Below are 26,335 nucleotides of genomic sequence, written 5' to 3'. Positions count from 1 at the left end.
GCGATCACCCGAGCAGCGCCGCGACGCTGCGGAACCAGCGCACCAGTGCGTCCGGCAGCCACAGGCCGGCGACCAGCGCCAGCAGCAGATGGACGAACAGCGGCAAGTAGGACGCCTTCACCGGATCGGCCTTCCCATGCGGCTCGCCGAAGATCGCCTGCTGCAGCCGCAGCAGCAGTGCGCCGAGCGCCAGGATGATGCCGGCGACCAGCAGCACGGTGAGGATGGGCTGACGCGCGAAGGCGGTCGACACCAGCAGGAACTCGCTCATGAACACGCCGAAGGGCGGCAGGCCGACGATGGCGATGACGCCGAGCGCGAAGCCGACCGCGAGCAGCGGATGGGTCGTCGACAGACCGCTGATGTCGGCGAGCCGCTGCGTGCCCTTGGCCTGGGCGACATGGCCGACCGCGAAGAAGATCGCCGACTTGACCAGCGAGTGCATGGTCATGTGCAGCAGGCCGGCGAAGTTCGCCAGCGGCCCGCCGAGGCCGAACGCGAAGGTGGCGATGCCCATGTGCTCGATCGACGAGTAGGCGAACAGCCGCTTGATGTCGCGCCGGCCGTAAAGCATGAAGGCCGCGAACAACAGGCTGATCAGCCCGAGCGTCATCAGGATGGCACCGACATTGATGGCCGCCGGATTGCCGGCCACCACCATCTTGAAGCGCAGCAGCGCGTAGAGCGCGACATTGAGGAGCAGCCCGGACAGCACCGCCGAGATCGGCGTCGGTCCCTCGGCATGGGCGTCGGGCAGCCAGGCGTGGAACGGCGCCAGCCCGACCTTGGTGCCGTAGCCGACCAAAAGGAACACGAAGGCGAGCGACAGCAGCTTGGGGTCGAGCCGGTCGGCATGGCGGACGATCTCGTCCCAGGCCATCGCCGGGATGCCGCCGCCGATCACGTTCGACGACACCATGTAGATCAGGATGGTGCCGAAGAAGGCGAGGCCGATGCCGACGCTGCCCAGGATGAAGTATTTCCACGCCGCCTCGATGGCCTCGGGCGTGCGATAGATGCCGACCATCATGACGGTCGCCAGCGTCGCGACCTCGAGGCCCACCCACATCAGCCCGATATTGTTGGAGACGAGCGCGACATTCATGGCGCCCATCATGGCCTGGTACATGGCGTGGTAGAAGCGCAGGAAGGTCGGCGTCAGCCGCCCGGTCTCCAGCTCGTGGCCGATATAGCTGGCGCTGTAGACGCTGGTGGAGAAGCCGATGAAGGTGGTGAGCACCACCAGGAAGATGTTGAAGTCGTCGACGATGATGAAGTCGCTGCGCGAGCGCGGCGCGGCGAGCATCAGCAGGCCGGCCACGAACGTGAGGCCGGAGAACAGCATGTTGAGGCCGGCGCTGACGCGATAGTTCGACAGCCCCGCCAGCACCGGCACGGCCAGCGCCGGCAGCAGCAGCACCAGCGTGACGGGTGCGAGCGGCAACGCGGCGACGAGGTCCTGCATCACAGGTGCTCCCGTCGCTCGCCGCGGTAGCGTTCGAGCACGTTGACGTCGACGGTGTCGAACCGCTCGCGGATGCGGAACACGAACACGCCGAAGACGATGAAGGCGATCAGCACCGAGAAGGCGACCGAGACCTCGACGACCAGCGGCATGCCCTTGGCGCCGGTGGCGGCGAGAATCAGCCCGTTCTCGAGCGACATGAAGCCGATCACCTGGGTGACGGCGTTGCGCCGCGTGATCATCACCAGGAGGCCGAGCAGCACGACTGCGAGCGCGAAGGCGAAGTCCTCGCGGGCGACCGGGTCGGCGGTCTCGACCACGGGCTGCACCAGGAGGATCGAGAGGGCGACGAGGCCGAGCCCGGCCAGCATGGTCGGGCCGCCCGAGACCACCCGCTCGACCTCGCGATGGATGTCGAGCTTGCGGACGATCCGGTGCAGCGCCGTCGGGATGATCACGCCCTTGGCGACCAGGGCGATCAGGGCGGTGGCGACGAGATGCGGCGCGCTCTGCACCAGCGCCTGCCAGCCGACCGACAGCGACAGCACCACGGCCTGCAGGGCGAACACGTTGATCACTGCCGTGATGCGGTCCTGGTAGAGCAGCATCAGGCTGAGCACCAGCACGCCGCCGGCCAGCAGATGGGCGATGTCGAACCACAGCGGGTTCATCAGAAGCCTCGCGACACGAAGCGCAGGAACACGGCGAGCGCCGCCGCCGCGAACGCGCTGCCGACGAAGGCGGGGTAGCGGAAGACCCGCATCTTGGCGACCGTCGTCTCGGCGATCGGCAGCAGCACGGCGAGCACGACGAGCTTCAGAACGAAGGTGACGAGGCCGACGACGAGCGCGAGTGCCGTCTTCTCGCCCGTCGCCATGCCGAACGGGGCGAACAGGCAGGCGATCAGCGAGAAATACAGCACCAGCTTGAGCTGCGCGGCCGCCTCGATGACGGCGAGATGGCGCCCGGAATACTCGAGGATCATGGCCTCGTGCACCATGGTGAGCTCGAGATGGGTGGCCGGGTTGTCTACGGGTATGCGGGCGTTCTCGGCGATGCCGACCACGATCAGGGCGAGCAGCGCGAGGCCGAGCGAGACGCGCACGCCGACGTCGCCGGTCGAGAACAGCGACGCGATGGCGGAGAGCTGGGTGGTGCCGGCGATCAGCGCCACCGCGAAGGAGATCAGCAGCATGGCCGGCTCGGCCAGCGAGGCGATCATCATCTCGCGCGACGAACCGATCCCGCCGAACGCCGTGCCGACATCCATGCCGGCGAGCGCCAGTGCGAAGCGCGCCGTGCCGAGCAGCGCGATCACGGCGATCAGGTCGGCCGACCAGGAGAACAGGAGCCCGGTCGCGTAGGTCGGGATCAGGCCGGCGGCGACCCAGGTCGCGGCGAAAATCATGTAGGGCGCGCGGCGATACACCCAGGAGGCGTTGTCGGCGACCACGGCGTCCTTGTGCATCAGCTTCCAGATGTCGAGATAGGGCTGCACCAGCGGCGGCCCGCGCCGGCACAGCAGGCGGGCCCGCACCTTGCGGGTGATGCCGACGATCAGCGGCGCGATCGCCAGGAGAAACGTGATCTGCAGGAGCTGCAGCGGGAGATCGATGGTCAGCGCCATGCCGCCACCACCAGCATGAGGACGATGAGGGCGGCGAAGACCAGCGCGAGATAGCGCCGGATGGTGAGGAACTGCAGCCGGTTGAGCTTGTGCGCCGAACGCAGCACGAGCCGCGCCAGCGGGCCGTAGAGGTAGCGCCAGGCCGGGTCGCGCACCCGCAGGCGGTAGTGACCGGCGCGCATCTCGCCGGGGCGGGGCATGTCGACTGTCTCGTGCACGCCGAACACCACCGTGCCGAACACGCGGCGGATCGGCATGGCGAAGCTCGCGCTCGAATACTGGGTGATCGGGCTGTCGAGCGGATAGCCGCAGTCCCAGGCCGGACTCTTGCGGGTGCGGCGCGAGGCGAGGCGATGCACCACCAGGGCCGTCATGCTGCCGGAGGCGATCAGGAAGAAGAAGACGATCAGGCCGTTGTAGGAGCTGCGGCTCTCGGCGATCGGGACGATCGAGAGCCACGGCACGCCGGCCTGGGTGGGCAGCGCGCTGCCGGCGAGCGCGCGCGTCACCGGGTGGAGCGCGTCGATGACGAAGCCGGGCAGCGTGCCGGCGACGACGCAGACCCAGGCGAGCATCAGCATGGCGGTCAGCGCGAAGCCGTCGACCTCGGTGGCGTTCGCGGCCGCGGGCGAGCGTGGCCGGCTGAGGAAGACGACACCGAACGCCTTGACGAAGCAGGCGCCGGCGAGCGCGGCCGCGAGCGCCAGCATGGCGCCGACCGCCGGCACCGCGAACTTGAGGCCCCAGGGCGTGAGCTGCGGGCTGAGCAGGATGGCCTGGAACGTCATCCACTCGGAGACAAAGCCGTTGAGGGGGGGCAGCGCGGCTATCGACATGCAGCCGATCAGGAACACCACGGCGGTCTGCGGCATGCGGTGGACGAGCCCGCCGAGCTTCTCCATGTCGCGCTCGCCGGTCGCCGATTGCACGGCGCCGGCGCCGAAGAACAGCAGGCTCTTGAACACCGAGTGGTTGAGCACGTGGAACAGCGCCGCCGTCAGGGCGAGCGCCGCGGCCGGCGCCTGCCCATCCGCCCGGAAGGCGAGCGCCAGGCCGAGCCCGATGAAGATGATGCCGATGTTCTCGACTGTCGAGTAGGCGAGCAGCCGCTTGAGGTCGCGCTGCATCACGGCATAGAGCACGCCGAGCACGGCGGTGGCGCCCCCCGCCACCACGACCACGAGGCCGGCCCAGGGGCTGAGATCGCCGATCACGTCGAAGACGATGCGCATGAAGCCGTAGACGCCGACCTTGGTCATCACGCCGCTGAGCAGGGCCGAGACATGGCTCGGCGCCGCCGGATGGGCGAGCGGCAGCCAGACATGCAGCGGCACCAGGCCGGCCTTCGAGCCCGCCCCGACCAGCGCCAGCAGGGTCGCCATCGCCACCACGGTCTCGCTCGAGCCGGCGGCACGCATCCGCTCGAAGGTGAAGTCCCCGGTCGCATTCGACAGCAGGCCGAAGGTGAGCAGCAGGCACAGCGTGCCGAAGCTCGCCATCAGGAGATAGATGAAGCCGGCCCTGATGTTGGCGCTCTGGCGATGATTCGAGACGACGAGCGTCCAGGAGGCGAGCGACATCAGCTCCCAGGACAGCAGGAACGTGAAGGCGTCGGCGGCCAGCAGAACGAGGTTCATGGCGGCGAGGAACGGGCCGTAGAACGGCAGCACCCGCAGGGGCGCCTTCTCGTGGCGGCCGTAGCCGATGGCGTAGAGGCTCGCGGCGGCGGCACCGAAATTCACCACCAGCATGAAGAAGGCAGCCAGCGCGTCGAGACGGAAATGCGCTCCCAGACCCGGCAGGCCGATCGGCAGCACCAGGCTGGTGGCCGGCGCGGCGCCGAGCAGCACCTCGAGGGCAAGCAGCACGGCGGCGAGCGCGACGCACATGGCCGTGCCGTAGACCAGCGGGGTCGCGACCGCATGCCGCCCGAGCACGGCGCCGAGCACGCCGGTCCCGAGAAAGCCCGCAATGCACCAAAGCCCGATGGTGACCTCCGGCATTCCCCCCCACCTCGTTGTCTCGATCCGGCCAGCGCCCCGCCGTTCTGCGGCGGCCCTTATGCCGCGACGCGTTCAAGCGCAGCGGATGCGCCGGGCGCACCGGCCAGAAGCGCCACGGACGGCTCACGCTTCGCGCGAGCACGCGACGCCCCCCTCACCGAAGCCGGATCGGCCAGATCGGAAAACGGTTCCTTAACGCACGAGGAGCTGGACGGCCAGAGAATTCCCGCCGGCGCGACGAGCGGTATCCGAAAACGCAGCGGCCGGGACGAGCCCGGCCGCGACAGTCTGGGATTTGCATGCACCCGAATCGGCTGGGCGCGAGGCGGAGCGGCCGGCTCGGCGGAAGGCGGCTTTGGCCGCCCCCACCTCACCGACCCAGCGTCACCGGCCGAGCGTCACCGGCTCAGCACGATGAAGTCGGTGCCGCGGCCGGTGTGCGAGCCGAGGCCCTTGTCGGAGACGATCAGCGATGCACCCGGCGACATCAGCTCGGCGAGACGCTCGACCGCCTCGGCCGGGAGCTGGACGCGATCGAGCGCATCCTTCGCCGAGGCTGTGGGGGTGGCGGCCGCGATGGCCGGAGCAGCCGCCTTGGCGCCCTTGCCCTTGCGGGTCTCGGCAGTCGGCTCAGCCCGCAGCTCGGGCGGCAGCGACAGCGCGGTCCAGCGCAGCGCCTGGCCGTCATCCTCGAAGGCGGTCGCCGTGAAGACATGGGTGCCGAGCACCGCATCCGGCCGGGCGAACGTGATCGGGGTCTCGTAGATCGGCTCGAAACCCTTGCGGACGAACAGCTTGCCTTCCTTCTTGCTGACGAAGATCGACACCGGGCCGGGCTTCATGGGCCGCGGCGGGCCGTACTCGACCAGCGGGGTCGAGGGCGCGGGCGCGGCGGCCGCCGGAGCAGGCGTGTCCGCGGCAGGCGATGCGGCCGGCGTGGCGACGGGCTCGACCGCGGGGGTCGGCGCCGGCTCGGCGGCAAGCGGCTCGCCCGACGGGACGGCCGGGCTCGGCGCATCCGACACGGTCGAATCGACCGCGGCGCTCTTGCCGGCGGCGCGGCTGTCGGCGATCGGAGTGGCGGCATCGGGCTTGCGCTTCAGCAGCGCGAGTTGCGGATGCGAGATGTCGACCGGCGTGACGCCGGAGCGCGCCACGACCACCCGGGTGCCGAGCTTGGTCATGCCCCAGAGCTGCGAGGCGAAGGAGTTCGGCAGCCGGATGCAGCCGTGCGACGCCGCATAGCCGGGCAGCACGCCCGTGTGCATTGCGGTTCCGGACCAGGTGAGCCGCTGCATGTAGGGCATCGGCGCGTTGTTGTAGAGATTCGAGTGGTGATAGCGGTCCTTCTGGATGACGCTGAACACGCCCGTAAAGGTCGGGTGGGCCTTGGTGCCGCTGGAGACCGGCGCCTCGGCGATCTGGCCGGTCGCGTCGAACACCCGCGCCCGCTGCTCGCCGAGCGAGACCACGATGGTCAGCGGCCCGCGCGGCTGGTGCGGCGCGGCGGCGTCCTTCTTGGGCTGCTCGGCCTTGGGCCGGCGCGCCTGCTTCTTCACGGCGGGGCGTTGCTGTGCCGGCAGATAGACGCTGCCCGGCTGTGCCGACTGGCCGTAATAGTAATAGTAGGAGGCATCCGCCGTGCCGACTGACAGAATGGTCAGCGCCGCGCCCAGCGCGATCGCGGAAAATCCGGACAAGGCCGATGCTCCGACCGGGAGCATCCAACCACACTCACGCACTTCGTCACACGTCGTGTCTGTCACGAGAGCCCCCCGTGTTGCTCGGCGCGCCGAAGGTCATATCGCGCCGTGGTAGTAGAACGCCGAAGCCCTAACAAGGTTCCGGCGCTCTTTCTGATTATTCTCGCCGTCAATTCTTAAAAGACATGGCTTTTCAGCCACACCCGAGGACCGCCGGGGCGGTCCGGACAGGCAGTTTCCGAACCGACGGTTAGCCTGAGCCTAGACGGATCGATCGCATTCTAATGATCGAGTCCGCCCCCCGGCGCCGGCCCGATCCCGACAGCCACCGCTCTTGTCGAATCAGCCGCCGAGGCGGCCCGGCGCGGCGGTCGCTCGCCCGCGAGCCGCACCCGGCCGGGCCGCCGGGCCGCCCGGCCCTGCCCTATCCGAGCTGCGGGCGCAGCTCGTAGAGAATGAAGGTTTCGAGCACGATCGAGCGCTCGCCGACCAGACGGGCCGCGAATCCCGCCTCGCTGATCAGGGCGCCGAGGCGGTGCAGGTCGGAGTCCGAGGAGAACAGCACATACATGCGGCCGCCGGGCCGCAGCCGCTCTCGCGCCTGGACGAACAGGCCGGCGATGTCGCGATAGCCGGGCCCCGCCGCCCCGGCCCGGTCGGCCACGTCGCGCGGCTCGCCGGCGAACGACGGCGGGCTCGAGATGATCACGTCGAACAGCGGCTGCGGCGCAACCGCCGAAAGCAGATTCGAGCCGATGCCGGCGACCCGGCCACCGAGCCCGTTGGTCTCGGCGTTGTCGACTGCCTCGCGGACCGCATTGGGGTTGATGTCGACGGCGAGCACCCGCTCGGCACCGGCGCGGGCGGCCGCGAGCGCCAGGATGCCGGAGCCGTGCCGACATCGGCGACCCTGAGCCCCTGCAGGTCGAGGGTGCCGATGAAGCCGGCGAAAAACTCGCTGGTGATGAAGCGCCGCGGGTCGAACACGGTCGGCAGCACGGCAAGCCGGAAGCCGGCCGCCTCGACGGTGCGCCGCTGCCGGCGCTTGAGAAAGAGCTGATACGAGAAGAAATGGATGAAGGACCGAAAGAACCGCCGCGATGCGCCTTGCGCCGGCTGGGGAAGTCCGAGGCGATAGCGGTCCGTGAGGGTGTCTTGCACGATCCAGGTGCTCCCGTCGTCTCGGCGCGGCCGGGATGCCGGCCATGGCCGGCGACCCGCGCGGCCGCCATCACGCTTGCCATCGGGGCCGGTTCCCGCGCACCCTGCAGCCTGCCGCCTCAGTGCATAGGTCGTTCCGGACCCGACAGGAGTTCACCAAGGCTTCGCCAGCCCCGACGCCCTCGCCTGCCAACGCCGCGCGCCCGCGTCGGTTCGATCGCCCCCCGCAACAAACCTGCATCCACCCCCGCACCCGATCACGACGAGGACACGCTCCGCATGCCCAATCTTCGCCTGTCGGTCGCCGTCGGCGACTACGACCGCAACCGCCCGCTGATCGACGGCGCAGTCCAAATCGACGGGGTCGATCCGGTGTTCATGAGGCTGTCGCCGGAGGAGATCTTCTTTCGGGCCTTCCGCACGGTCGACTTCGACATCTGCGAGCTGTCACTGTCGAGCTTCACGGTGAAGACCGCGACCGGCGACGCGCCCTATGTCGGCATCCCGGCCTTCGTGTCGCGTGCCTTCCGGCACACCGCGATCTATGTGCGGACCGACCGCATCAAGGAGCCGCGCGACCTGATCGGCAAGAAGGTCGGAGTGCCCGAGTACCAGCTCACCGCGAACGTGTGGGCGCGCGCCTTCCTGGAGGACGACTACGGCGTGACGCCGTCCGACATCCACTGGATCCGCGGCGGCATCGAGACGCCCGGGCGCCCCGAGAAGATCGCCGTCACGCTGCCGGCGGGCGTCCGGCTCGACGACGCGCCGCCCGGCGCGACGATTTCCGCGCTGTTGCTGGCCGGCGAGATCGACGCCTTCATCGCGCCGCGACCGCCGTCCTTCATCGCCGGGGCGCCGAACATCGGCTGGCTGTTTGCCGATCCGGTCGCCGTCGCGAAGGACTATTTCCGCCGCACCGGCATCTTTCCGATCATGCATCTGATCGGCGTGCGCCGCACGCTGGTCGAGCAGCATCCGTGGCTGCCGGCCGCGGTGCTGAAGGCCTTCGAGGCCTCGAAGACGGCGGCGCTGGCGCTGCTCGGCGACACCTCGGCCACCAAGGTGACGCTGCCCTTCGTCGAGGAGCGCCTGAAGGAGGCACGCGAGCTGATGGGCGACGACTTCTGGGCCTACGGCGTCGAGCCGAATCGCAAGACCCTCGACGCCTTCCTGCGTCACCATCATGCGCAGGGGTTGTCGTCCCGACGCGTCACGGTCGAGGAGCTTTTTCACCCCGCGACAGTCGCCTCCTTCAAGCTCTGACAAAAGCGATGCATCTGGCGGCGCACCGCGCTGTCCAATCGTCTTTACACACGGCTCCCGTCGCGATGGCGTGATCGCCGCGCTCTCCCGATTCCCTTGCAACCGGACAGCGTTCCCGCAACTGTAGGGGTCGAGGAAACGCCGACGTGCCGAAGGGGGTCGCCATGAACCACCACGAACACGCCGTCCACGAGACCAGCCTGCCCGCCGCCGTCGCCGACGCCGCCGCTCCGGCCGTCGTCCGCCGCAGCGACCCGCAGGTGCGCCCGGTGACGGTGAGGGACATTGTCGAGGCGCTGGCCGCCGGCCTGCGCGACTTCCAGGCCGCGCCGCTCTACGGCCTCGCCTTCGGCGCGCTTTACGCGATCGGCGGCATGCTGATCGTGTATTGCGCCTTCGCGGCCGGGGTCGGCTATCTGGCCTATCCGCTGGCCGCCGGCTTCGCGCTGGTCGGCCCGTTCATCGCGGTCGGCCTCTACGAGGTGAGCCGGCGGCGCGAGACCGGCGAGCCGCTGTCGTGGTCGGCCGTGCTGCGCACCATCTGGGCGCAGGGCCATCGCGAGCTCGGCTGGATGGCCTTCGTGACGCTGTTCGTGTTCATCGTCTGGATGTACCAAGTGCGGCTGCTGATCGCCCTGATGCTCGGGCTGCGCTCGTTCACGTCGCTGCAGGAATTCCTGGTGGTGATCTCGACCACGCCGGAGGGCTGGCTGTTCCTGATCATCGGCCACGCGGTCGGGGCGGCGCTGTCGCTGGTGCTGTTCTCGCTCACCGTGGTGTCCTTCCCGCTGCTGCTCGACCGTGACGTCGACTGCGTCACCGCGATGATCACCAGCGTCCGCGCCGTGACGACCAGCCCGGTGCCGATGATCGGCTGGGCCGCCACGGTCGTTCTGCTGCTGCTGGTCGCCTCGCTGCCGGGCTTCCTCGGCCTCGTGGTCGTGCTACCAGTGCTGGGTCACGCGACCTGGCATCTCTATCGGCGCATCGTGCTGCCGATCGCCTGATCCGGTTCGCCCGTCTCAACTGTTCGGGCCGTCGCGACGCAAGTCGCGGCGGCACGGTGCGTTTTCCGGAGCTTCTGCATGATCGCCATCGACGGCGACCGCCTTCTCGCCGACCTGCGCGCCCTGAAGCAATTCGGTGCCCACGGATCCGGGGTCGACCGGGTCGCTCTCTCGGCAGCCGACCTCGCCGCCCGCCGCTGGCTGGTCGGGCGTCTGCAGGAGGCGGGGCTGACCGCCTCGCTCGACCGGGTCGGCAACGTCGTGGGCCGCGACCCCGGCGCGAGAAAGACCATCCTGATCGGCTCCCACACCGACACGGTGCCGCGCGGCGGCTGGCTCGACGGCGCGCTCGGGGTGATCTGCGCGCTGGAGATCGCCCGGGCGGCCCGCGAGGCGGGCGACAAGGGTGCGGTCGGGATCGACGTCGTCTCGTTCGAGGACGAGGAGGGCACGTTCCTGCCCTTCCTGGGCAGCCGCAGCTTCTGCGGGACGCTCGCCGAGGCCGAGATCGCCGCCGCCCGCGCCGAGGACGGCACCGGCCTTGCCGCCGCCCTGGCGCCGCTCGCCGGCGAAACAACGCTGCACCGGCTCGACCCGACCCGCCACCTCGCCTATCTGGAGGCCCATATCGAGCAGGGCCCGCGCCTCGAGGCCTCGGGGCGCCGCATCGGCGTCGTCACCGGCATCACCGGCATCCGCCGCTTCCGGGTGACGGCGAAGGGCGCCGCCAACCATGCCGGCACCACCCCGATGGCGATGCGGCGCGACGCCGGCGCCGCCCTGATCCGGATCGCCGCCTGGATCGGCGACGCCTTCCCGGGGCTGGCCGGCGCCGAGACGGTGTTCACCATCGGCGCCATGGCGTTTCGCCCCGGTGCCGCCAATGTGGTGCCGGGCGAGGCCGAGATGGCGGTCGAGATCCGCGATCTCGACACGGCGCTGCTCGACCGCATGGAAAACGCCCTGAGGGAGCGGGTCGCCGAGGCCGGACGCGGCAACGTCTCGGTCGCCATGGAGCGGACCACCGAGGTGACGCCGACCGCCATGGCCGACGACCTCGTCGCGGCGCTGGCGGCGGCCGCCGCAGCGCATGGCGAGGAGCCGGTGCGGCTGCCGAGCGGCGCCGGCCACGACGCCATGGTGCTGGGCCGCGTCGTCCCGGCCGGCATGCTGTTCGTGCCGAGCATCGGCGGCATCAGCCACCATGTGTCGGAGAACACGGCCGATGCCGACATCGTGCTCGGCTGCACCGTGCTGGCCGACGCGGTCTCGCGGCTGCGGAAGATCCTGGCGGCATAAATTCATTTTATGCCGCATCACGATTTTTGAATGAACAGCAGCGCCGATCACCCGCGTCGGCGGGAGGCGATCTGATCAGCACGCAACGCGGCTGCCCGAACTCGGGGATTGTGCGCAATTGCGCTGCGCCGTCGCATCCCTTATGGAAACAAGATTATCACGCGAGAGCCTCGAAGCCACCTCGGTATTCCCGATTGTTGCTGTGTGTACAAACACTTCCGCAGTGCAGACCGGTTCGACCGGCGGCCGGCTCCCCCGACCTCGACCACACCCGTCGCGACGAACGAGCGGGCTCAGCCCGTTCGGCCGAACGCGCACCAGACCGAAGGGGACATGAATGAACCGGCCGGCCCTGATCCGTGAGCCAGACACCACGGCGCTGTTCGACCCCAAGGCCGAGACGATGCCGCGGCGCGACATCGCCGAGTTGCAGCTCGCACGCCTGAAGGCGACGCTGCAGCGCGCCTATGACAACGTCCCGCACATGCGCCGCCGCTTCGCCGAGACCGGCGTCACGCCGGACCATCTGAAGACGCTCGCCGACATCCGCCACTTCCCGTTCACAGGCAAGGCGGATCTTCGCGACAACTATCCGTTCGGCCTGTTCGCCGTGCCGCGCGAGGACGTGGTGCGGGTGCATGCCTCGTCGGGCACCACCGGCAAGCCGATCGTGGTCGGCTACACGGCAGGCGACATCGCCCTGTGGGCCGACCTGATAGCGCGCTCGCTCACCGGCGCCGGCGTGACGCGGCACGACATCGTGCACATCGCCTATGGCTACGGCCTGTTCACGGGCGGGCTCGGGGCCCATTACGGCGCCGAGGCGCTCGGCTGCATGGTGGTGCCGGTCTCCGGCGGCATGACCGAGCGGCAGGTCACGCTGATGCGCGACTTCGGCGCCAATGTGCTGTGCTGCACGCCGTCCTATGCGCTCAACATCGCCGAGGTGACGGAGAGCAGCGGCATTGCGCGCAACGAGCTGAAGCTGCGGGTCGGCGTGTTCGGCGCCGAGCCGTGGAGCGAGGCGATGCGCCACGAGCTGCAGACGCGGCTCGGCCTGCAGGCGATCGACATCTACGGGCTCTCGGAAATCCTCGGGCCCGGCGTCGCCTGCGAATGCACGGAGCAGGCCGGCCTGCACGGCTGGGAGGATCACTTCCTGTTCGAGATCGTCGATCCGAGGACGCTGGAGCCGCTGCCGCGCGGCGAGACCGGCGAGCTCGTGATCACGACGCTCACCAAGGAAGCCCTGCCGATGATCCGCTATCGCACGCGCGACATCACCAGGTTGGTCGACGAGCCATGCGCCTGCGGCCGCACCCATGTGCGGATCATGCGGGTCACCGGCCGCGACGACGACATGATGATCATCCGCGGCATCAACGTGTATCCCTCGCAGGTCGAGGCCGTGCTGGTCGGCCTGCCCGGCATCGCACCGCATTATCAGCTCGTGCTGACCCGCCAGCAGGCGCTCGACCAGATGACCGTCGAGGTCGAGATCGCCCCCGAGCTGCCGCGCGACGAGGCGACGCTCACGCGCGTCTCGCGCGAGGTGCAGCACCGCATCAAGTCGACCATCGGGATCAGTTGCGGCGTCGTCGCCAAGCTGCCCGGCGAGGTGCCGCGCTCGCAGGGCAAGGCCGTGCGGGTGAAGGACCAGCGCCACACGCCGGGGTGATCGCTACACCCGCTTCCCAGCGCGAATGACATCGCGACTCCTGCGTTCCCTCCCCCCTTGTGGGGGAGGGACAGGGAGAGGGGTACAGCGCTCGCGTCGTGCTCGGGGGCTACCCCCCTCTCCGCCTCTCCCCCACAAGGGGGGAGAGAGCAGGCTGCGGCGCGCGGCAATGCATGGACATGCCAAATCTCCGTTTGACCTTTCTCAACACCCGTCCGGGCGAGACGGACCAGAGTGATTCCAAACTGGCCGGTCGGCCCTCCGACGGGCCCGAAGGAGTATGCCGTGAACACTGAAGCGCTGGCGCACGACGCGGTCGACACCAAGAGCAGGGCCGCCGAGGCGTTTCCGTTCACCGGCAACGAGGCGATCGCGCGTGGCGCCTGGGAGGCCGGCGTGCGGGTCGCCGCCGCCTATCCGGGCACGCCGAGCACCGAAATCCTGGAGAGCCTGTCGGAGTACGACCCCGCCGACGTGACGGCGCAGTGGTCGACCAACGAGAAGGTGGCGCTCGACACCGCGATCGGCGCGTCGTTCGCCGGCGTGCGCAGCCTCGCGGCGATGAAGCATGTCGGCCTCAATGTCGCGTCCGACTCGCTGATGAGCTTCTCCTATATCGGCGCGCATGGCGGTCTCGTGCTGGTGGTGTGCGACGATCCCGGTATCCACTCCTCGCAGAACGAGCAGGACACGCGGCTGTTCTGCCGCCTCGCCGGCGTGCCCGTGCTGGAGCCGGCCGACGCCCAGGAGGCGCTCGACTTCACCAAGGTGGCGTTCGATCTGAGCGAGACCTTCCAGACGCCCGTGATCGTGCGCGGCACCACGCGACTGTCGCACACCCGCAGCGTCGTGCGGGTCGGACATCGCACCGTGCCGGCGCCGCGCGGCTTCATCGACGACCACACCCGCACGGTGACGATTCCCGCCAATGCGCGCCGCCTGCATCCCAAGGTGATCGCCCGCGAGGCCGCTCTGGCGCGCTGGCTGTCGACCACGCCGCTGACCAAGCGCGAGGACGGCGACGGCGACAAGAGCTGCGGCATCATCACCAGCGGCCTCGCCTATCTCTACGTCAAGGAGGCAGCACCGCATCTGCCGATCCTCAAGCTCGCCGGCTCCTATCCGCTCGCCGCCGACGCGATTCGCGACTTCGCCGCCTCGGTCGAGCGCGTCATCGTCGTGGAAGAGCTCGAGCCAGCGCTGGAAGAGGCCATCCGGTCGCTCGGGATTCCCGCCGAGGGCAAGAGCCTGTTCCCGCGCCTCGGCGAGCTCTCCGTCGAGCTCTTGCGCGAGGGCCTCGCCAAGGCCGGGCTGATGGAGGCGCCGGCCGTCATCGCTCCGCTCGACATCCAGCCGATGGCGCGCCCGCCGGTGCTGTGCTCCGGCTGCCCGCACACCGCGAGCTTTCTGGCGTTGCGCAGCGTCGGCGCCCATGTCGCCGGCGACATCGGCTGCTACACGCTCGCCGCGATCGATCCGCTGCGCTCGATGGACACCTGCGTGTGCATGGGCGCCAGCATCGGCAACGCCATCGGCATGGCCAAGGCCGGCACCGACAAGCCCGTCGTCGCCACCATCGGCGACTCGACCTTCCTGCATTCGGGCATCCCGCCGCTGATCGACGCCGTCTACAACAAGGCCGACATTACGGTGGTCGTGCTGGACAACCACATCACGGCGATGACGGGCGGGCAGGACCATCCCGGCACCGGCCGCAGCCTGCGGGGCGACGCGGCGCCGCGCGTCGACTACGCCGCACTCTGCCGCGCCATCGGCATCGACTGGGTCCGGGTCGTCGATCCCTACGACGTCGGCCGCCTTCTGCAGACTCTTCGCGAGGCGACGGCGCATCACGGCGTCTCGGTCGTCATCGCGTCGCGACCCTGCGTGCTCGATCCGGTCAAGATCAAGGGCGCGCCGGTGGCGGTGCGGGCCGAGGGCTGCATCGCCTGCAGCTCCTGCATGAATCTCGGCTGCCCCTCGATCACCTGGTCGGGCGAGCTGTTCGAAGGGCGCCACAAGGTGAAGATCGATGCGACGACCTGCATCGGCTGCACGCTCTGCGCCCAGGTCTGCCCGTCCGACTGCATCCAGCCGGTCACGCTGCGAGCGACACACTGATGCGACCCCTTCCCAACGACGATTTCGCCCCGGCGCCCTGGCCCGTCACCACCGGCATGAACATTCTGGTGGTCGGCGTCGGCGGCCAGGGCGTGCTGATGATCTCCAAGGCGATCGCCTTGATGGCGCAGCGTCGCGGCTTCGCGGTGAAGCAGAGCGAAGTGCACGGCATGGCCAAGCGCGGCGGCATCGTGTTCAGCCATGTGCGCTTCGCCGAGGAGGTGTGGTCGCCGACCATCGCCAAGGGCGAGGCCGACATGCTGGTGGCGCTGGAATGGGCCGAGGCGCTGCGCTGGCTCGACCATCTGCGCCCCGGCCGCGGCGTCTTCATCGCCGACACCCGCCAGATCGTGCCGCCCTTCGCCTGCCGCAGCCGCAAGGCGGGCGCAGCCTCCGCCTACGCCCGGGAGACGCCTGCGGAAATCGTCGGCCGCCACGCCGACGGCTGCGCGCTCGACGCGACCGGCATCGCCACCGCGCTCGGCGACGCGCGTGCAGCCAACACGGTGCTGCTCGGCCGCCTCTCGGTGTGGCTCGATTATCCAGTCGCCGAGTGGCACGAGGTGATCGACGCGATCGTTCCGAAGGGGACGCGCGAGATCAACCGCAAGGCCTTCGACGCCGGCCGCGCCTGGACGGCGCCGGCCCCCGACGAGGACGACGCGGCGGCGCCGGCCGTCGCCGCGCCGATGCCCGATCTGCACATCAGCGTCGCCATCGATCCCGCGTGGTGCAAGGGCTGCACCATCTGCGTGAAGCTGTGCCCGGAGCGCTGCCTCGCCATGGAGGGCCCGGTCGCCGTGGTGGCGACGCCCGCCGCCTGCACGGGCTGCCGGGTGTGCGAATGGCTGTGTCCGGACTTCGCCGTCACGGTCAAGAACGAAGGAGTGCCGGCATGAGCGCCCGGCTGACTGCACTGCACGGCAACCACGCCTGCGCGCTCGCGTCGATCGCGGCGGGCTGCCGCTTCTTCGCCGGCTATCCGATCACGCCGTCCTCCGAGATCGCCGAGCACATGTCGCACGAGCTGCCGCGGATCGGCGGCACCTTCGTGCAGATGGAGGACGAGCTCGCCTCGATCGCCGCGGTGGTCGGGGCCTCGCTCGGCGGCCTGCGCGCCATGACGGCGACCTCGGGGCCCGGCTTCTCGCTGATGCAGGAGAACATCGGCTACGCGGCGATGACCGAGGTGCCGTGCGTGATCATCGACGTGATGCGGGGCGGTCCATCGACGGGTATGCCGACCCGCCCTGCCCAAGGCGACATCATGCAGGCGCGCTTCGGCAGCCATGGCGACCGACCCGTGATCGCGCTGGCGCCGGCCTCGGTGCAGGAGATCTACACCGAGACGATCCGCGCCTTCGATCTCGCCGAGCGGCTGCGCACGCCCGTCACCGTGCTGTACGACCAGGTGATCGCCCAGCTTCTGGAAAGCGTCGCGGTGCCGCCGCCCGAGGCCGTGCATGTCAGCGAGCGGAAATGGGCGAACGGCGCCGGCCCCGCCTATCAGCCCTATGCGGCCGGCGAGGACGGCGTGCCCGCGATGGCGCGCCCGGGCGACGGGCACCGCGCCCACACCACCGGCCTCACTCATTCCGAGAGCGGCTTTCCGACCCAGTCGCCGCCCGTGGTCGACCGCATGATGCGGCGCCTGCTCGGCAAGATCGACGTCAATCAGGCGCTGATCGAGAAGTACGAGACGCTCATGGCCGACGATGCCGACGTGCTGATCGTCGCCTATGGCATCACGGCGCGCGCCGCGCGCCGCGCCGTCACGGTGCTGCGGGCCGAGGGCGTCAAGGCCGGCCTGTTCCGGCCGATCACGCTGTGGCCGTTCCCGGAGGCGCCGCTGCGCCGGCTCGCCGGACCGGCGCGTGCCGTGCTGGTGCCGGAGATGAACGCCGGCCAGCTCGTGCTCGAAATCCAACGGCTGGTCGGACGCGATCCGCCCGTCCACCCGCTCGGCCGCATCGACGGCGAGCCGATCGCCCCGGACGAGATCGTCACTGCCGTGAAGGAGCTCGCCGTCCATGCTTGACGCCGCCCCGAGCCGATCCTTCGACCCGAAGGACTATCTGCGGCTGCAATACATGCCGCATTTCATGTGCCCCGGCTGCGGCCACGGCATCGCGCTGCATGCGCTGCTCGCCGCCGTGCACGACTGCGGCATCGCCAAGGACGACCTCGCGGTGGTGTGCGGCATCGGCTGCTCGGGCCGGGTCGGCGGCTATATCGACGCCAACACGTTCCACACCACGCATGGCCGGCCGCTGGCGTTCGCGACCGGCCTCAAGCTCGCCCGCCCCGACCTCACCGTCGTGGTGGTGACGGGCGACGGCGACTGCCTCGCCATCGGCGGCAATCACCTGATCCATGCGGCGCGGCGCAATCTCGACCTCACCTGCCTGATGCTGAACAACGAGGTCTACGGCATGACGGGCGGCCAGGCCTCGCCGACCACGGCGGCGACCCGCTTCACCTCGACGACGCAATCCGGCGCCATCGAGCCGACCTTCGACGCCTGCGCGCTCGCGGCAGCCGCCGGCGCCAGCTTCGTCGGCCGCGAGGTGACGCGCCAGGCGCCGGCGCTGAAGACGCTGATCGCCCGGGCGCTGCGCCACCCCGGCTTCTCCTTCGTCGAGGTGATGTCGGATTGCACCGAGATCTATGGCCGCAAGAACGACCTCGGCGAGGCGCCAGAGATGATCCTCAGCCAGAAGGCAGACATGCGGCCCGATTCGCATCGCGACGCGACCGACCAGCCGTTCCGCCCGCACGCGCTGCCGACCGGCGTGTTCGTCGAGCGCGACCTGCCGGAGTACGGCGCACGCCTGCGGGCGCATGCGGCAGCGATCCGCAAGGAGGCCGGCCGATGACCCAGATGCTCGATCGCCGGACCATGGAACGCCGCGAAATCCGCCTCGCCGGCAGCGGCGGCCAGGGCCTCATCCTCGGCGCCCGCATCCTGTTCGAGGCCTTCGCGATCGAGGGCCGGCGCGCCTCCCAGTCGCAGAGCTACGAGCCGACCTCGCGCGGCGGCTTCTGCCACTCCGACGTGGTGGTGAGCGAGGATCTGTCCGACTTCCCGCTGGTCACCGGCCTCGACGCGCTGATCGCGCTCGACCAGGTCGGCTACGACCGCTCGATCGGGCTCATCAAGCCGGACGCGCTCGTGGTGGTCGACGAGCGCCTCGCCGTGCGCGATGTCGGCCGCCTGCATCGGCTGCCGCTGGCCGCGCGGGCCGTGGCGACCGGCCACGCCCGCATCGCCAACATGGTGGCGCTCGGCGCCTTCGTGACGTTGTCCGGCCTGTGCCACCCTGTTTCGCTGGAGGAGGCGATCCGCCGCGAGACACCGGAGCGCTTCGCCGACCTCAACCTCGCCGCCGCCCGGGTCGGCTACACGCTCGGCGAGACGGTGGCGGTGTGAGGACATCCCACACCCGCCGAGTCGTCATCGCCGGGCTCGCCCCGCGGCAGTGAGACGGAATCCGAGCGATCAGTTCACCGTCATTCCGGGGCGCACCGAAGGTACGAACCCGGAATCCAGCGACGGATGCCGAGGGCGTGGCTGGATTCCGGGTCCGTCGCTCCGCGCCGTCCCGGAATGACCGAAGGGATCAAACGGATCCGGTGTGAGAAAGCATATTCCGACAGGTCGGAACTCGCCGGAACCGCCGGCAATCGCGGCCCGGAACGACCCGATCAGTGGCTGCGTTCCGCGACGAACCGCGCCGCGGCACGCAAAATGTCGGCTTCGGCGCCGAACGGCGCGACCGCATCCTCGGCCTCGGCGACCAGATCGGCGAGCGCCCGGCGGGCGCCGTCGATGCCCATGATGCGGACGAGTGTCGCCTTGTGGAGAGCCGCGTCCTTGTTGGTCGCCTTGCCCACCGTCGCCGGATCCCCCTCGGCGTCGAGGAGGTCGTCGGCGACCTGGAAGGCCTTGCCGATCGCCGTGCCGTAGCGGTCGAGCGCGCCTTGCGCGGCCGCATCGGCCTGCGCCACGATGGCGCCGCCGACGCACGAGAAGCGCAGCAGCGCGCCGGTCTTCATGGATTCCATCGTCTCGGTCGCGGCCCGGTCGAGCGGCTGCGGTGTGCCGGCGGCAAACCGGCCCTCGGCGGCGAGATCGAGCATCTGCCCGCCGACCATGCCACCGAGCCCGGAGGCGCGGGCGAGTGCCAGCACCAGCTCGATGCGCACGGCGGCGTCCGGATGGGTCTCGGGCCGGCCCAACACGTCGAACGCCAGCGTGAGGAGCGCGTCGCCGGCCAGGATGGCGGTGGCGTCGTCGAAGGCCTTGTGGGTGGTCGGCCGGCCCCGCCGCAGGTCGTCATTGTCCATGGCGGGAAGGTCGTCGTGCACCAGCGAGTAGCAGTGGACGAACTCCACGGCCGCCCCGACCATCAGGGCGCGGGAGCGATCGCCGCCGAACAAGGCGGCCGATTCGACCGCCAGGAACGGCCGGAACCGCTTGCCGCCGCCGAGGCTCGCATAGCGCATCGCCTCCAGCAGCCGTGCCGGCCGGGTCCGCTCGCCCGCCACCGGCTCGCCACCGAGCAGGCTGTCGAGCAGCGTCTCCGTGTCGGCCGCTACGGCATCCAGCCGCTCGGGAAACCCGGCGTCGGCCCTGGCGACGTCGGCGTGCTTGGTCTTACCCAACAAGATCGGCTCTCCCCGCGATACCCGTGCGTCGGGACCGGGCCGCCCGCGCCCGCATGGCACAGGGTCCTACCGTCCGATGACGGGACGTCTCGACACAGGCTTAATCATCACGGCCCGCGAGGGCAACCGGTTCCCCCGCCGTTCCATGCACCCGGGCATACCGGCCGGACGCCCGGCCGGGCGATCCGGCCGGGCGTCGCGTTGACTCGACCAAAACCACATGCTTTGAACTTTCCGAGGCTTGCGGCACTCGAACATTGCGTTATCGTGCCCGCGCGCCGTCCTCGAGGGTCCGGCCCGCTCCGCGGCCAAGCGCGCGTCCACGCGCGGCCTTTGTTTTTGACAAGCCCAGGGCCTGCCCGTTCGCCCATGACCTCGATGCTCGCCCCTGTGTTCCATTCCGCGAGGTCCCCGGTCGACCGGGGCACCGTCGTGCCGGCTGGCGGACCCGCGTCGTGACCGGCACCGCCGCCGAGCTGCGGTCCGGCAAGGGATCGGGTGACGAGAATTTCCCGGTCGCGTCGTGGATCGTGCATCCGCGCTACCGCCCGGCGATCCTCGCCTTCTACGAGTTCGTCCGGGTCGCCGACGATATCGCCGACCACCCGACCCTTGCCGAGGGCGAGAAGCTCGCCCTCCTGGACCGTCTGGAGAACAGCCTGCTCGGCCGCGGCAGCAGCGAGCCGCAGGGCGTCGCCCTGAAGATCGCGCTCGCCGACCGGGCGCTGTCGCCGCGCCACGCCCGCGACCTGCTCACGGCGTTCCGGCTCGACGTCACCAAGCGCCGCTACCGCGATTTCGACGACCTGATCGACTACTGCCGGTACTCGGCCATGCCGGTCGGACGCTTCGTGCTCGACGTGCACGGCGAGCGCGGCACCACCTGGGACGCCAACGACCAGCTCTGCGCCGCCCTGCAGATCATCAATCACCTGCAGGACTGCGCCAAGGACTACCGCGCGCTCGACCGGATCTACATTCCGCTCGACGCCTTCGCGGCGCATGGCGCCAAGGTCGAGGATCTCGGCGCCGACCGGGCGACGCCCGCGTTGCGCGCCTGTATCGCCGCGCTCGCCGAGCGCACCGGCGGACTGCTCGACCAGAGCCGGGTGTTCTCGTCGCTGATCCGCGACCGCCGGCTCGCCCTCGAGGTCGCCGTCATCCAGGCGCTGGCCGAGCGGCTGACCGGCCTGCTGAAGGTGCGCGACCCGCTGTCCGAGCGGGTCCATCTGGGCAAGCCGCAGGTCGCCGTGACCGGCCTCGTCGGCGTCATCAAAGGCCTGCTCGGGCGCTTTGCGCGCCCGCCCGTCGCCGCGGCTGCCACCGTGCGCGACTGATCCCGTGAACCAGCGACGTCAGCCATGACCCAGCTCGCCGTTCAAGCCGAAGAACCAGAACCACTTGCGTCGCGTCGCGCCGCCGGAAGCTCGTTCTACCTCGCCATGCGGATGCTGCCGCGGGCCCGCCGCGACGGCATGTTCGAAATCTACTCGTTCTGCCGGCATGTCGACGACATCGCCGACTCGGCCGCGCCGCGCGCCGAGCGGCTCGCCGGGCTTGAGCGGTGGCGGCACGAGCTCGATGCCGTCTATGCGGGGCGGGTCGCGCCCGAGCATCGCGGCCTCGCCCAGGCGATCGGCGAGTTCTCGCTCCGCCAGGAGGACTTCATCGCCATCATCGAGGGCATGGAGATGGACGCGGCCGAGGACATCCGCGCCCCCGACCTCGCCACCTTCGACCTCTACTGCGACCGCGTCGCGAGCGCGGTCGGCCGTCTCTCGGTCAAGGCTTTCGGCATGGGCGAGCCGGACGGCGAGCGCCTCGCCCACCATCTCGGCCGCGCCTTGCAGATCACCAACATCCTGCGCGACATCGACGAGGATGCCGAGAACGGCCGGCTCTATCTGCCGCGCGAGCTGCTGCACCGGGCCGGGATCGAGACGACCGACCCCTGCGCCGTCGCCGCCCACCCGGCCCTCGGCCAGGTCGGCGCCGCGCTGATCGAGCGCGCCCGCGACCATTTCGAGAAGGCCGACGCGGTGATGGACGGCTCGCCGCGCTGGATGGTGCGGGCGCCGCGCATCATGGGCAAGGTCTACCGCGCCATCCTGGACGACCTCGCGGTGCGCGGCTTCGCCCCGCCGCGCGAACCGGTGCGCGTCAACAAGCTGTCGCTGCTGCTGGTCGTGCTGCAGTACGGATTCGTGTGATGACCGGCACGGTTCACATCATCGGGGCCGGCCTCGCCGGCCTCGCCGCCGCGGTGCGCCTGTCCGGTGCCGGCCGCACCGTTGCCGTGCACGAGGGCACGGCCTATGCGGGTGGCCGCTGCCGCTCCTATCACGACCACGCCACCGGCCTCCTCATCGACAACGGCAACCACCTGCTGCTGTCGGGCAACCGCGCGGCGCACGACTATGCGCGGGCGATCGGGACGGAGCACCGGCTCACCGGCCCGGACGCGGCGGAGTTCGCCTTCCACGACCTGCGCAGCCGCAAGGGCTGGCGGATCCGGATCAGCGACGGCCGAATCCCGTGGTGGATCTTCGATCCAGCATGGCGCGTGCCCGACACGACCTGGCGCGACTATCTGGGGCTGGCGAAAATCCTGGTCGCGTCCGACCGGCCGCTCGGCGAGGTGATCGCCTGCACGGGCACGCTCTACGACCGGCTGATCGAGCCCCTGATGGTGGCCGCCCTCAACACCTCCCCGCCGGAATCGTCCGCCCTGCTGGCCCGCAACATCGTCCGCGAGACGCTCGCGGTCGGCGGCGAGGCGTGCCGGCCGCGCATCGCCCGCGACGGGCTCGGCACCGTGTTCGTCGAGCCGGCCGTGGCGATGCTGCGCGACCGCGGCGTCGCGGTGCGCCTCGACCACGAGCTGCGCGCGCTGGTGCTGGAGGGCGAGCGGGTGGTCGCCCTCGACTTCGGCGGCGATCGCATCGATCTCTCGGCGGACGACGCCGTGATCCTGGCCGTGCCGGCCTGGGCCGCGACCGCGCTGGTGCCGGGCGTCAGCGGCCCGACCGCGTTCCGCTCGATCCTCAACACGCATTTCCGCGCCGTGGCGCCTGCGGGTACGCCGGCGCTGACCGGCGTCCTGGGCGGCACCACCGAATGGATCTTCGTCTTCCCGGATCGCGTCTCGGTGACGACCAGCAATGCCGACCGGTTCATGAAAGAGCCGCGCGAAAAGCTCGCCGAGACGATCTGGGGCGAGGTCTGCGCCGTCACGGGCCTCACCGGCGAGATGCCGCCCTGGCAGATCGTGCGCGAGCGCCGCGCCACCTTCGCGGCGACACCGGAGCAGAACGCGCGTCGCCCCGGCCCGAGCACCGCGTGGAAAAACCTCGTGCTGGCCGGTGACTGGACCGCCACCGGACTGCCGTCCACGATCGAGGGCGCGATCCGGTCCGGCAACGCCGCCGCCGCGCTGATGTGACCCGACCAGACCGACGACGAGAGCAGGTTCGATGAGAGACGTCACCACCCTGTCGGCCACGCCGGCGTCCAGCTCGCCCCTGATGGGCGCCCTGGAGACGCACATCCAGAAGGCGACCGACGCGCTCCTCGCCTGGCAGCAGGCCGACGGGCACTGGGTATTCGAGCTCGAGGCGGACGCCACCATCCCGTCCGAATACGTGCTGCTGGTGCATCATCTCGGCGAGACGCCGGACCTGGAACTGGAGCGCAAGATCGGCGTCTATCTGCGCCGCATCCAGGGCGACCACGGCGGCTGGCCGCTGTTCAAGGACGGCGACTTCGACATCAGCGCCAGCGTGAAGGCGTACTTCGCCCTGAAGATGATCGGCGACTCGCCCGACGCCCCCCATATGCGGCGTGCCCGCGAGGCGATCCTGGCGCATGGCGGCGGCGCGCGCGTCAACGTGTTCACCCGCATCCAGCTCGCCCTCTACGGCGTGATCCCGTGGCGCGCCGTGCCGGTGATGCCGCCCGAGATCATCTTCCTGCCGCACTGGTCGCCGTTCACCATCTGGAAGATCTCCTACTGGGCGCGCACCACCATCGTGCCGCTGCTGGTGCTGCAGACCCTGAAGCCCAAGGCCCGCAATCCGCGCGGCATCACGGTCGACGAGCTGTTCGTCGAGCCGCCCGCGACGGTCGGGCCGCCCGCCAAGGCGCCACACCAGAGGTGGTCGTGGTTCCTGCTGTTCCGCGGCATCGACATGGCGCTGCGCGCGCTCGACCCGCTGATGCCGCGGGGGCCACGCAAGCGCGCCATCGAGGCGGCGCTCGCCTTCGTGCGCGAGCGGCTGAACGGCGAGGACGGTCTCGGGGCGATCTATCCGCCGATGGCCAACTCGGTGATGATGTTCGACGTGCTCGGCTTCCCGCCCGAATACCCGGAGCGGGCCGTCGCCCGCCGCTCGATCGAGAAGCTCCTCGTCGTCGGCGACGAGGAGGCCTATTGCCAGCCCTGCGTCTCGCCCGTGTGGGATACGGCGCTGACCTGCCACGCCCTGCTCGAGGCCGGCGGCGAGACGGCCGTCGCCAAGACCAACAAGGGCCTCGACTGGCTGAAGCCCCTCCAGGTGCTCGATCTCGCGGGTGACTGGGCCGTGACCAAGCCGGATGTCCGGCCCGGCGGCTGGGCGTTCCAGTACGCCAACGCCCACTATCCGGACCTCGACGACACCGCCGTCGTGGTGATGGCGATGGACCGCGCCCGCCAGGCTGCGGGTGGGGACCAGCGCTTCGACATCGCGATCGACCGCGCCCGCGAATGGGTGCTCGGCCTGCAGAGCCGCGACGGCGGCTGGGCGGCGTTCGACGCAGACAACTCCTACACGTATCTCAACAACATCCCGTTCTCCGACCACGGCGCGCTGCTCGATCCGCCGACCGAGGACGTGGCGGCGCGTTGCGTCTCCATGCTGGCGCAGCTCGGCGACACGCTGCAGACCAGCGCCCCGATGGCGCGCGGTGTCGACTATCTGCGCAAGACGCAGCTCGCCGAAGGGAGCTGGTATGGCCGCTGGGGGCTCAATTACGTCTACGGCACCTGGTCGGTGCTGTGCGCCCTCAACGCCGCCGGGCTCGGGCGCGACGATCCGGCGATGCGCAAGGCGGCCGACTGGCTGATCCGCATCCAGAACGTCGACGGCGGCTGGGGCGAGGACGGCACCAGCTACAAGCTCGACTATCGCGGCTTCGAGCCGGCGCCCAGCACCGCCTCGCAGACCGCCTGGGCGCTGCTCGGCCTGATGGCCGCCGGCGAGGTCGATCATCCGGCCGTCGAGCGCGGCGTCGCCTATCTGGCCCGCACCCAGGCGCCGGACGGTCTGTGGGACGAGGAGCGCTACACCGCGACCGGATTCCCGCGGGTGTTCTATCTGCGCTACCACGGCTACCGGAAGTTCTTCCCGCTGTGGGCGATAGCGCGCTACCGCAACCTCAAGCGCGCCAACGATCCCCGGGTGGCGTTCGGGATGTGAGGCGGAGGCGGCGGACGGCCGATACCGGCCGTCACGCACTCCGACCCGTCATACGCGGGCTCGACCCGCGTATCCATCTTCGAAAAAACCAATTGGCCTCCTGTTCGTGAGATGGATTGCCGGGTCGAGCCCGGCAATGACGAAGGAGGAGGCCTGCAGCCGTCAGATCGGCCACCACCCCTCGGCACGGCGCTCGAAGGCGGGCGACGTGAACACGGCGCGCAGCTCAAGCCCGTTCAGCGCAGTTCGCCAGCGCTCGGTCTGCGCCATGACGGTGAGGGCTGCGGTGGTCTCGATGCCGATGCTGCCGAGCAGGCGCCGGGCGGCCATGACGGTGGTGCCACGCGACACCACATCGTCGACGATCACGACCCGGCGGCCCTTCAGGCGCGGCACCAGATTGGGATCGAGATAGAGGCGCTTGGCCTGGTTCGGCGTGGTGACGGACGACACCGTCTCGGAGAGCGCCTCGTCGTACCAGAATTTCCGCGAGTACCCCATCGCGACGTAATTCTCGAAGCCGAGGCGCTGCGCGACACGGGGCGCGAGCGTCAGCCCGAGGGTCGGCAGGCCGACGACCACGTCCGGAGCGAGGTCGCGGGCCTGCGCCGCGATCGCGTCGGCGAACCAGTCGACCACGGCGAACGAGGCCTGGTTGATGATGATCGAGGCGACGGCGCGGTCGCCTTCCGGCAGCACCCGCAGCGGCAGATCGAGGATCCGGTCCGCGGCGACGCGGGCCGGATAGCGGTCGACATAGGGCGGCTCTCGCACCTCGTCGGGGGCGTAGAAACGCTGCCAGAATCCCTCGGTCGACATCAGGTCCAACGCCTGTCGCAAGTCGGGCGCGCCGGCCGCAGCCGACGCGCCGGGGACCACGC

General features: G+C 70.1%; 21 protein-coding genes. 13 read left to right on the top strand and 8 right to left on the bottom strand.

Annotated elements, in window-relative coordinates; all coding sequences use genetic code 11:
- Positions 1–4: 4 nt before the first annotated feature.
- From HXX10_RS11800 to HXX10_RS11775, 6 genes are all read right to left on the bottom strand, one after another.
- On the bottom strand, positions 5–1,465 hold the full coding sequence (locus HXX10_RS11800; RefSeq protein ID WP_296522414.1) for a hydrogenase 4 subunit F: 1,461 nt from the start codon (positions 1,463–1,465) through the stop codon (positions 5–7).
- Positions 1,465–2,136 (bottom strand): hydrogenase-4 component E, encoded by a 672-nt coding sequence (locus HXX10_RS11795; protein WP_296522413.1) that lies wholly within the window; start codon positions 2,134–2,136, stop codon positions 1,465–1,467. The genes HXX10_RS11800 and HXX10_RS11795 overlap by 1 nt, the downstream gene beginning before the upstream one ends.
- Positions 2,136–3,092 (bottom strand): NADH-quinone oxidoreductase subunit H, encoded by a 957-nt coding sequence (locus HXX10_RS11790; RefSeq protein WP_296522412.1) that lies wholly within the window; start codon positions 3,090–3,092, stop codon positions 2,136–2,138. The genes HXX10_RS11795 and HXX10_RS11790 overlap by 1 nt, the downstream gene beginning before the upstream one ends.
- Positions 3,083–5,095 carry a hydrogenase 4 subunit B gene (hyfB, locus tag HXX10_RS11785; RefSeq protein ID WP_296522411.1) on the bottom strand — a complete coding sequence of 671 codons (2,013 nt, stop codon included), beginning with the start codon at positions 5,093–5,095 and terminating at the stop codon, positions 3,083–3,085. Before hyfB ends, HXX10_RS11790 begins: the two co-directional genes overlap by 10 nt.
- Positions 5,096–5,493: 398 nt before the next feature.
- Positions 5,494–6,795 (bottom strand): L,D-transpeptidase, encoded by a 1,302-nt coding sequence (locus HXX10_RS11780; RefSeq protein WP_296522410.1) that lies wholly within the window; start codon positions 6,793–6,795, stop codon positions 5,494–5,496.
- Positions 6,796–7,222: 427 nt separating this feature from the next.
- Positions 7,223–7,642 carry a methyltransferase gene (locus HXX10_RS11775; RefSeq protein WP_296522409.1) on the bottom strand — a complete coding sequence of 140 codons (420 nt, stop codon included), beginning with the start codon at positions 7,640–7,642 and terminating at the stop codon, positions 7,223–7,225.
- 596 nt (positions 7,643–8,238) lie between these two features.
- Between HXX10_RS11775 and HXX10_RS11770 the strand changes: the two genes are divergently transcribed.
- The 9 genes from HXX10_RS11770 (at position 8,239) to HXX10_RS11730 (ending at position 18,760) form a co-directional block, all read left to right on the top strand.
- On the top strand, positions 8,239–9,225 hold the full coding sequence (locus tag HXX10_RS11770) for an ABC transporter substrate-binding protein (protein ID WP_296522408.1): 987 nt from the start codon (positions 8,239–8,241) through the stop codon (positions 9,223–9,225).
- 164 nt (positions 9,226–9,389) lie between these two features.
- Entirely contained in the window at positions 9,390–10,232 is an 843-nt protein-coding gene (locus HXX10_RS11765; RefSeq protein WP_296522407.1) for a DUF2189 domain-containing protein, read from the top strand.
- 78 nt (positions 10,233–10,310) lie between these two features.
- Positions 10,311–11,531, top strand: a complete 1,221-nt coding sequence (locus tag HXX10_RS11760; RefSeq protein ID WP_296522406.1) for a hydantoinase/carbamoylase family amidase — start codon at positions 10,311–10,313, stop codon at positions 11,529–11,531.
- Between the two features lie 403 nt (positions 11,532–11,934).
- Complete coding sequence (locus HXX10_RS11755) at positions 11,935–13,209, top strand: phenylacetate--CoA ligase family protein (protein ID WP_296522452.1); 1,275 nt, start codon at positions 11,935–11,937, stop codon at positions 13,207–13,209.
- A 285-nt stretch (positions 13,210–13,494) separates the two neighbouring features.
- Complete coding sequence (gene iorA / locus HXX10_RS11750) at positions 13,495–15,330, top strand: indolepyruvate ferredoxin oxidoreductase subunit alpha (RefSeq protein ID WP_296522405.1); 1,836 nt, start codon at positions 13,495–13,497, stop codon at positions 15,328–15,330.
- Complete coding sequence (locus HXX10_RS11745; RefSeq protein WP_296522404.1) at positions 15,330–16,229, top strand: 2-oxoacid:acceptor oxidoreductase family protein; 900 nt, start codon at positions 15,330–15,332, stop codon at positions 16,227–16,229. Before iorA ends, HXX10_RS11745 begins: the two co-directional genes overlap by 1 nt.
- Positions 16,226–17,368: a 2-oxoacid:acceptor oxidoreductase subunit alpha gene (locus tag HXX10_RS11740; protein ID WP_296522403.1), complete on the top strand. Its 1,143-nt coding sequence runs from the start codon at positions 16,226–16,228 to the stop codon at positions 17,366–17,368. The genes HXX10_RS11745 and HXX10_RS11740 overlap by 4 nt, the downstream gene beginning before the upstream one ends.
- Positions 17,361–18,206: a thiamine pyrophosphate-dependent enzyme gene (locus tag HXX10_RS11735; RefSeq protein WP_296522402.1), complete on the top strand. Its 846-nt coding sequence runs from the start codon at positions 17,361–17,363 to the stop codon at positions 18,204–18,206. Before HXX10_RS11740 ends, HXX10_RS11735 begins: the two co-directional genes overlap by 8 nt.
- A complete protein-coding gene (locus tag HXX10_RS11730) occupies positions 18,203–18,760 on the top strand; it encodes a 2-oxoacid:acceptor oxidoreductase family protein (RefSeq protein ID WP_296522400.1) in 558 nt (185 codons plus the stop codon). The genes HXX10_RS11735 and HXX10_RS11730 overlap by 4 nt, the downstream gene beginning before the upstream one ends.
- A gap of 275 nt (positions 18,761–19,035) precedes the next feature.
- Here the strand turns inward: HXX10_RS11730 and HXX10_RS11725 are convergent, their stop codons facing one another.
- Positions 19,036–19,998 (bottom strand): polyprenyl synthetase family protein, encoded by a 963-nt coding sequence (locus HXX10_RS11725; protein ID WP_296522399.1) that lies wholly within the window; start codon positions 19,996–19,998, stop codon positions 19,036–19,038.
- A gap of 455 nt (positions 19,999–20,453) precedes the next feature.
- Here HXX10_RS11725 and hpnC point away from each other — a divergent pair, with 455 nt between their 5' ends.
- From hpnC to shc, 4 genes are read left to right on the top strand one after another with little or no spacing between them, the layout of a single operon-like run.
- Complete coding sequence (gene hpnC, locus HXX10_RS11720; protein WP_296522398.1) at positions 20,454–21,335, top strand: squalene synthase HpnC; 882 nt, start codon at positions 20,454–20,456, stop codon at positions 21,333–21,335.
- A gap of 24 nt (positions 21,336–21,359) precedes the next feature.
- A complete protein-coding gene (gene hpnD, locus HXX10_RS11715) occupies positions 21,360–22,208 on the top strand; it encodes a presqualene diphosphate synthase HpnD (protein WP_296522396.1) in 849 nt (282 codons plus the stop codon).
- Complete coding sequence (gene hpnE, locus HXX10_RS11710) at positions 22,208–23,440, top strand: hydroxysqualene dehydroxylase HpnE (RefSeq protein WP_296522395.1); 1,233 nt, start codon at positions 22,208–22,210, stop codon at positions 23,438–23,440. The genes hpnD and hpnE overlap by 1 nt, the downstream gene beginning before the upstream one ends.
- A 31-nt stretch (positions 23,441–23,471) precedes the next feature.
- Positions 23,472–25,454 (top strand): squalene--hopene cyclase, encoded by a 1,983-nt coding sequence (gene shc / locus HXX10_RS11705; protein WP_296522394.1) that lies wholly within the window; start codon positions 23,472–23,474, stop codon positions 25,452–25,454.
- A gap of 162 nt (positions 25,455–25,616) precedes the next feature.
- Here shc and HXX10_RS11700 read toward each other — a convergent pair whose 3' ends face one another.
- Positions 25,617–26,333, bottom strand: coding sequence for a phosphoribosyltransferase (locus HXX10_RS11700; RefSeq protein WP_296522393.1), 717 nt, complete (start codon positions 26,331–26,333; stop codon positions 25,617–25,619).
- Positions 26,334–26,335: the final 2 nt, after the last annotated feature.

The sequence above is a fragment of the Rhodoplanes sp. genome, from assembly GCF_013377085.1.
In the GTDB taxonomy this organism is placed as follows: domain Bacteria; phylum Pseudomonadota; class Alphaproteobacteria; order Rhizobiales; family Xanthobacteraceae; genus Rhodoplanes.
This window is presented reverse-complemented; position numbering and strand designations above follow the sequence as displayed.

Bases quoted from the DNA above. Each gene is read 5' to 3' on its own strand.
- HXX10_RS11800 (WP_296522414.1), bottom strand. From the start codon at position 1,465: ATGCAGGACCTCGTCGCCGCGTTGCCGCTCGCACCCGTCACGCTGGTG.
- HXX10_RS11795 (WP_296522413.1), bottom strand. From the start codon at position 2,136: ATGAACCCGCTGTGGTTCGACATCGCCCATCTGCTGGCCGGCGGCGTG.
- HXX10_RS11790 (WP_296522412.1), bottom strand. From the start codon at position 3,092: ATGGCGCTGACCATCGATCTCCCGCTGCAGCTCCTGCAGATCACGTTT.
- hyfB (WP_296522411.1), bottom strand. From the start codon at position 5,095: ATGCCGGAGGTCACCATCGGGCTTTGGTGCATTGCGGGCTTTCTCGGG.
- HXX10_RS11770 (WP_296522408.1), top strand. From the start codon at position 8,239: ATGCCCAATCTTCGCCTGTCGGTCGCCGTCGGCGACTACGACCGCAAC.
- HXX10_RS11765 (WP_296522407.1), top strand. From the start codon at position 9,390: ATGAACCACCACGAACACGCCGTCCACGAGACCAGCCTGCCCGCCGCC.
- HXX10_RS11760 (WP_296522406.1), top strand. From the start codon at position 10,311: ATGATCGCCATCGACGGCGACCGCCTTCTCGCCGACCTGCGCGCCCTG.
- HXX10_RS11755 (WP_296522452.1), top strand. From the start codon at position 11,935: ATGCCGCGGCGCGACATCGCCGAGTTGCAGCTCGCACGCCTGAAGGCG.
- HXX10_RS11745 (WP_296522404.1), top strand. From the start codon at position 15,330: ATGCGACCCCTTCCCAACGACGATTTCGCCCCGGCGCCCTGGCCCGTC.
- HXX10_RS11740 (WP_296522403.1), top strand. From the start codon at position 16,226: ATGAGCGCCCGGCTGACTGCACTGCACGGCAACCACGCCTGCGCGCTC.
- HXX10_RS11735 (WP_296522402.1), top strand. From the start codon at position 17,361: ATGCTTGACGCCGCCCCGAGCCGATCCTTCGACCCGAAGGACTATCTG.
- HXX10_RS11730 (WP_296522400.1), top strand. From the start codon at position 18,203: ATGACCCAGATGCTCGATCGCCGGACCATGGAACGCCGCGAAATCCGC.
- hpnD (WP_296522396.1), top strand. From the start codon at position 21,360: ATGACCCAGCTCGCCGTTCAAGCCGAAGAACCAGAACCACTTGCGTCG.
- hpnE (WP_296522395.1), top strand. From the start codon at position 22,208: ATGACCGGCACGGTTCACATCATCGGGGCCGGCCTCGCCGGCCTCGCC.
- shc (WP_296522394.1), top strand. From the start codon at position 23,472: ATGAGAGACGTCACCACCCTGTCGGCCACGCCGGCGTCCAGCTCGCCC.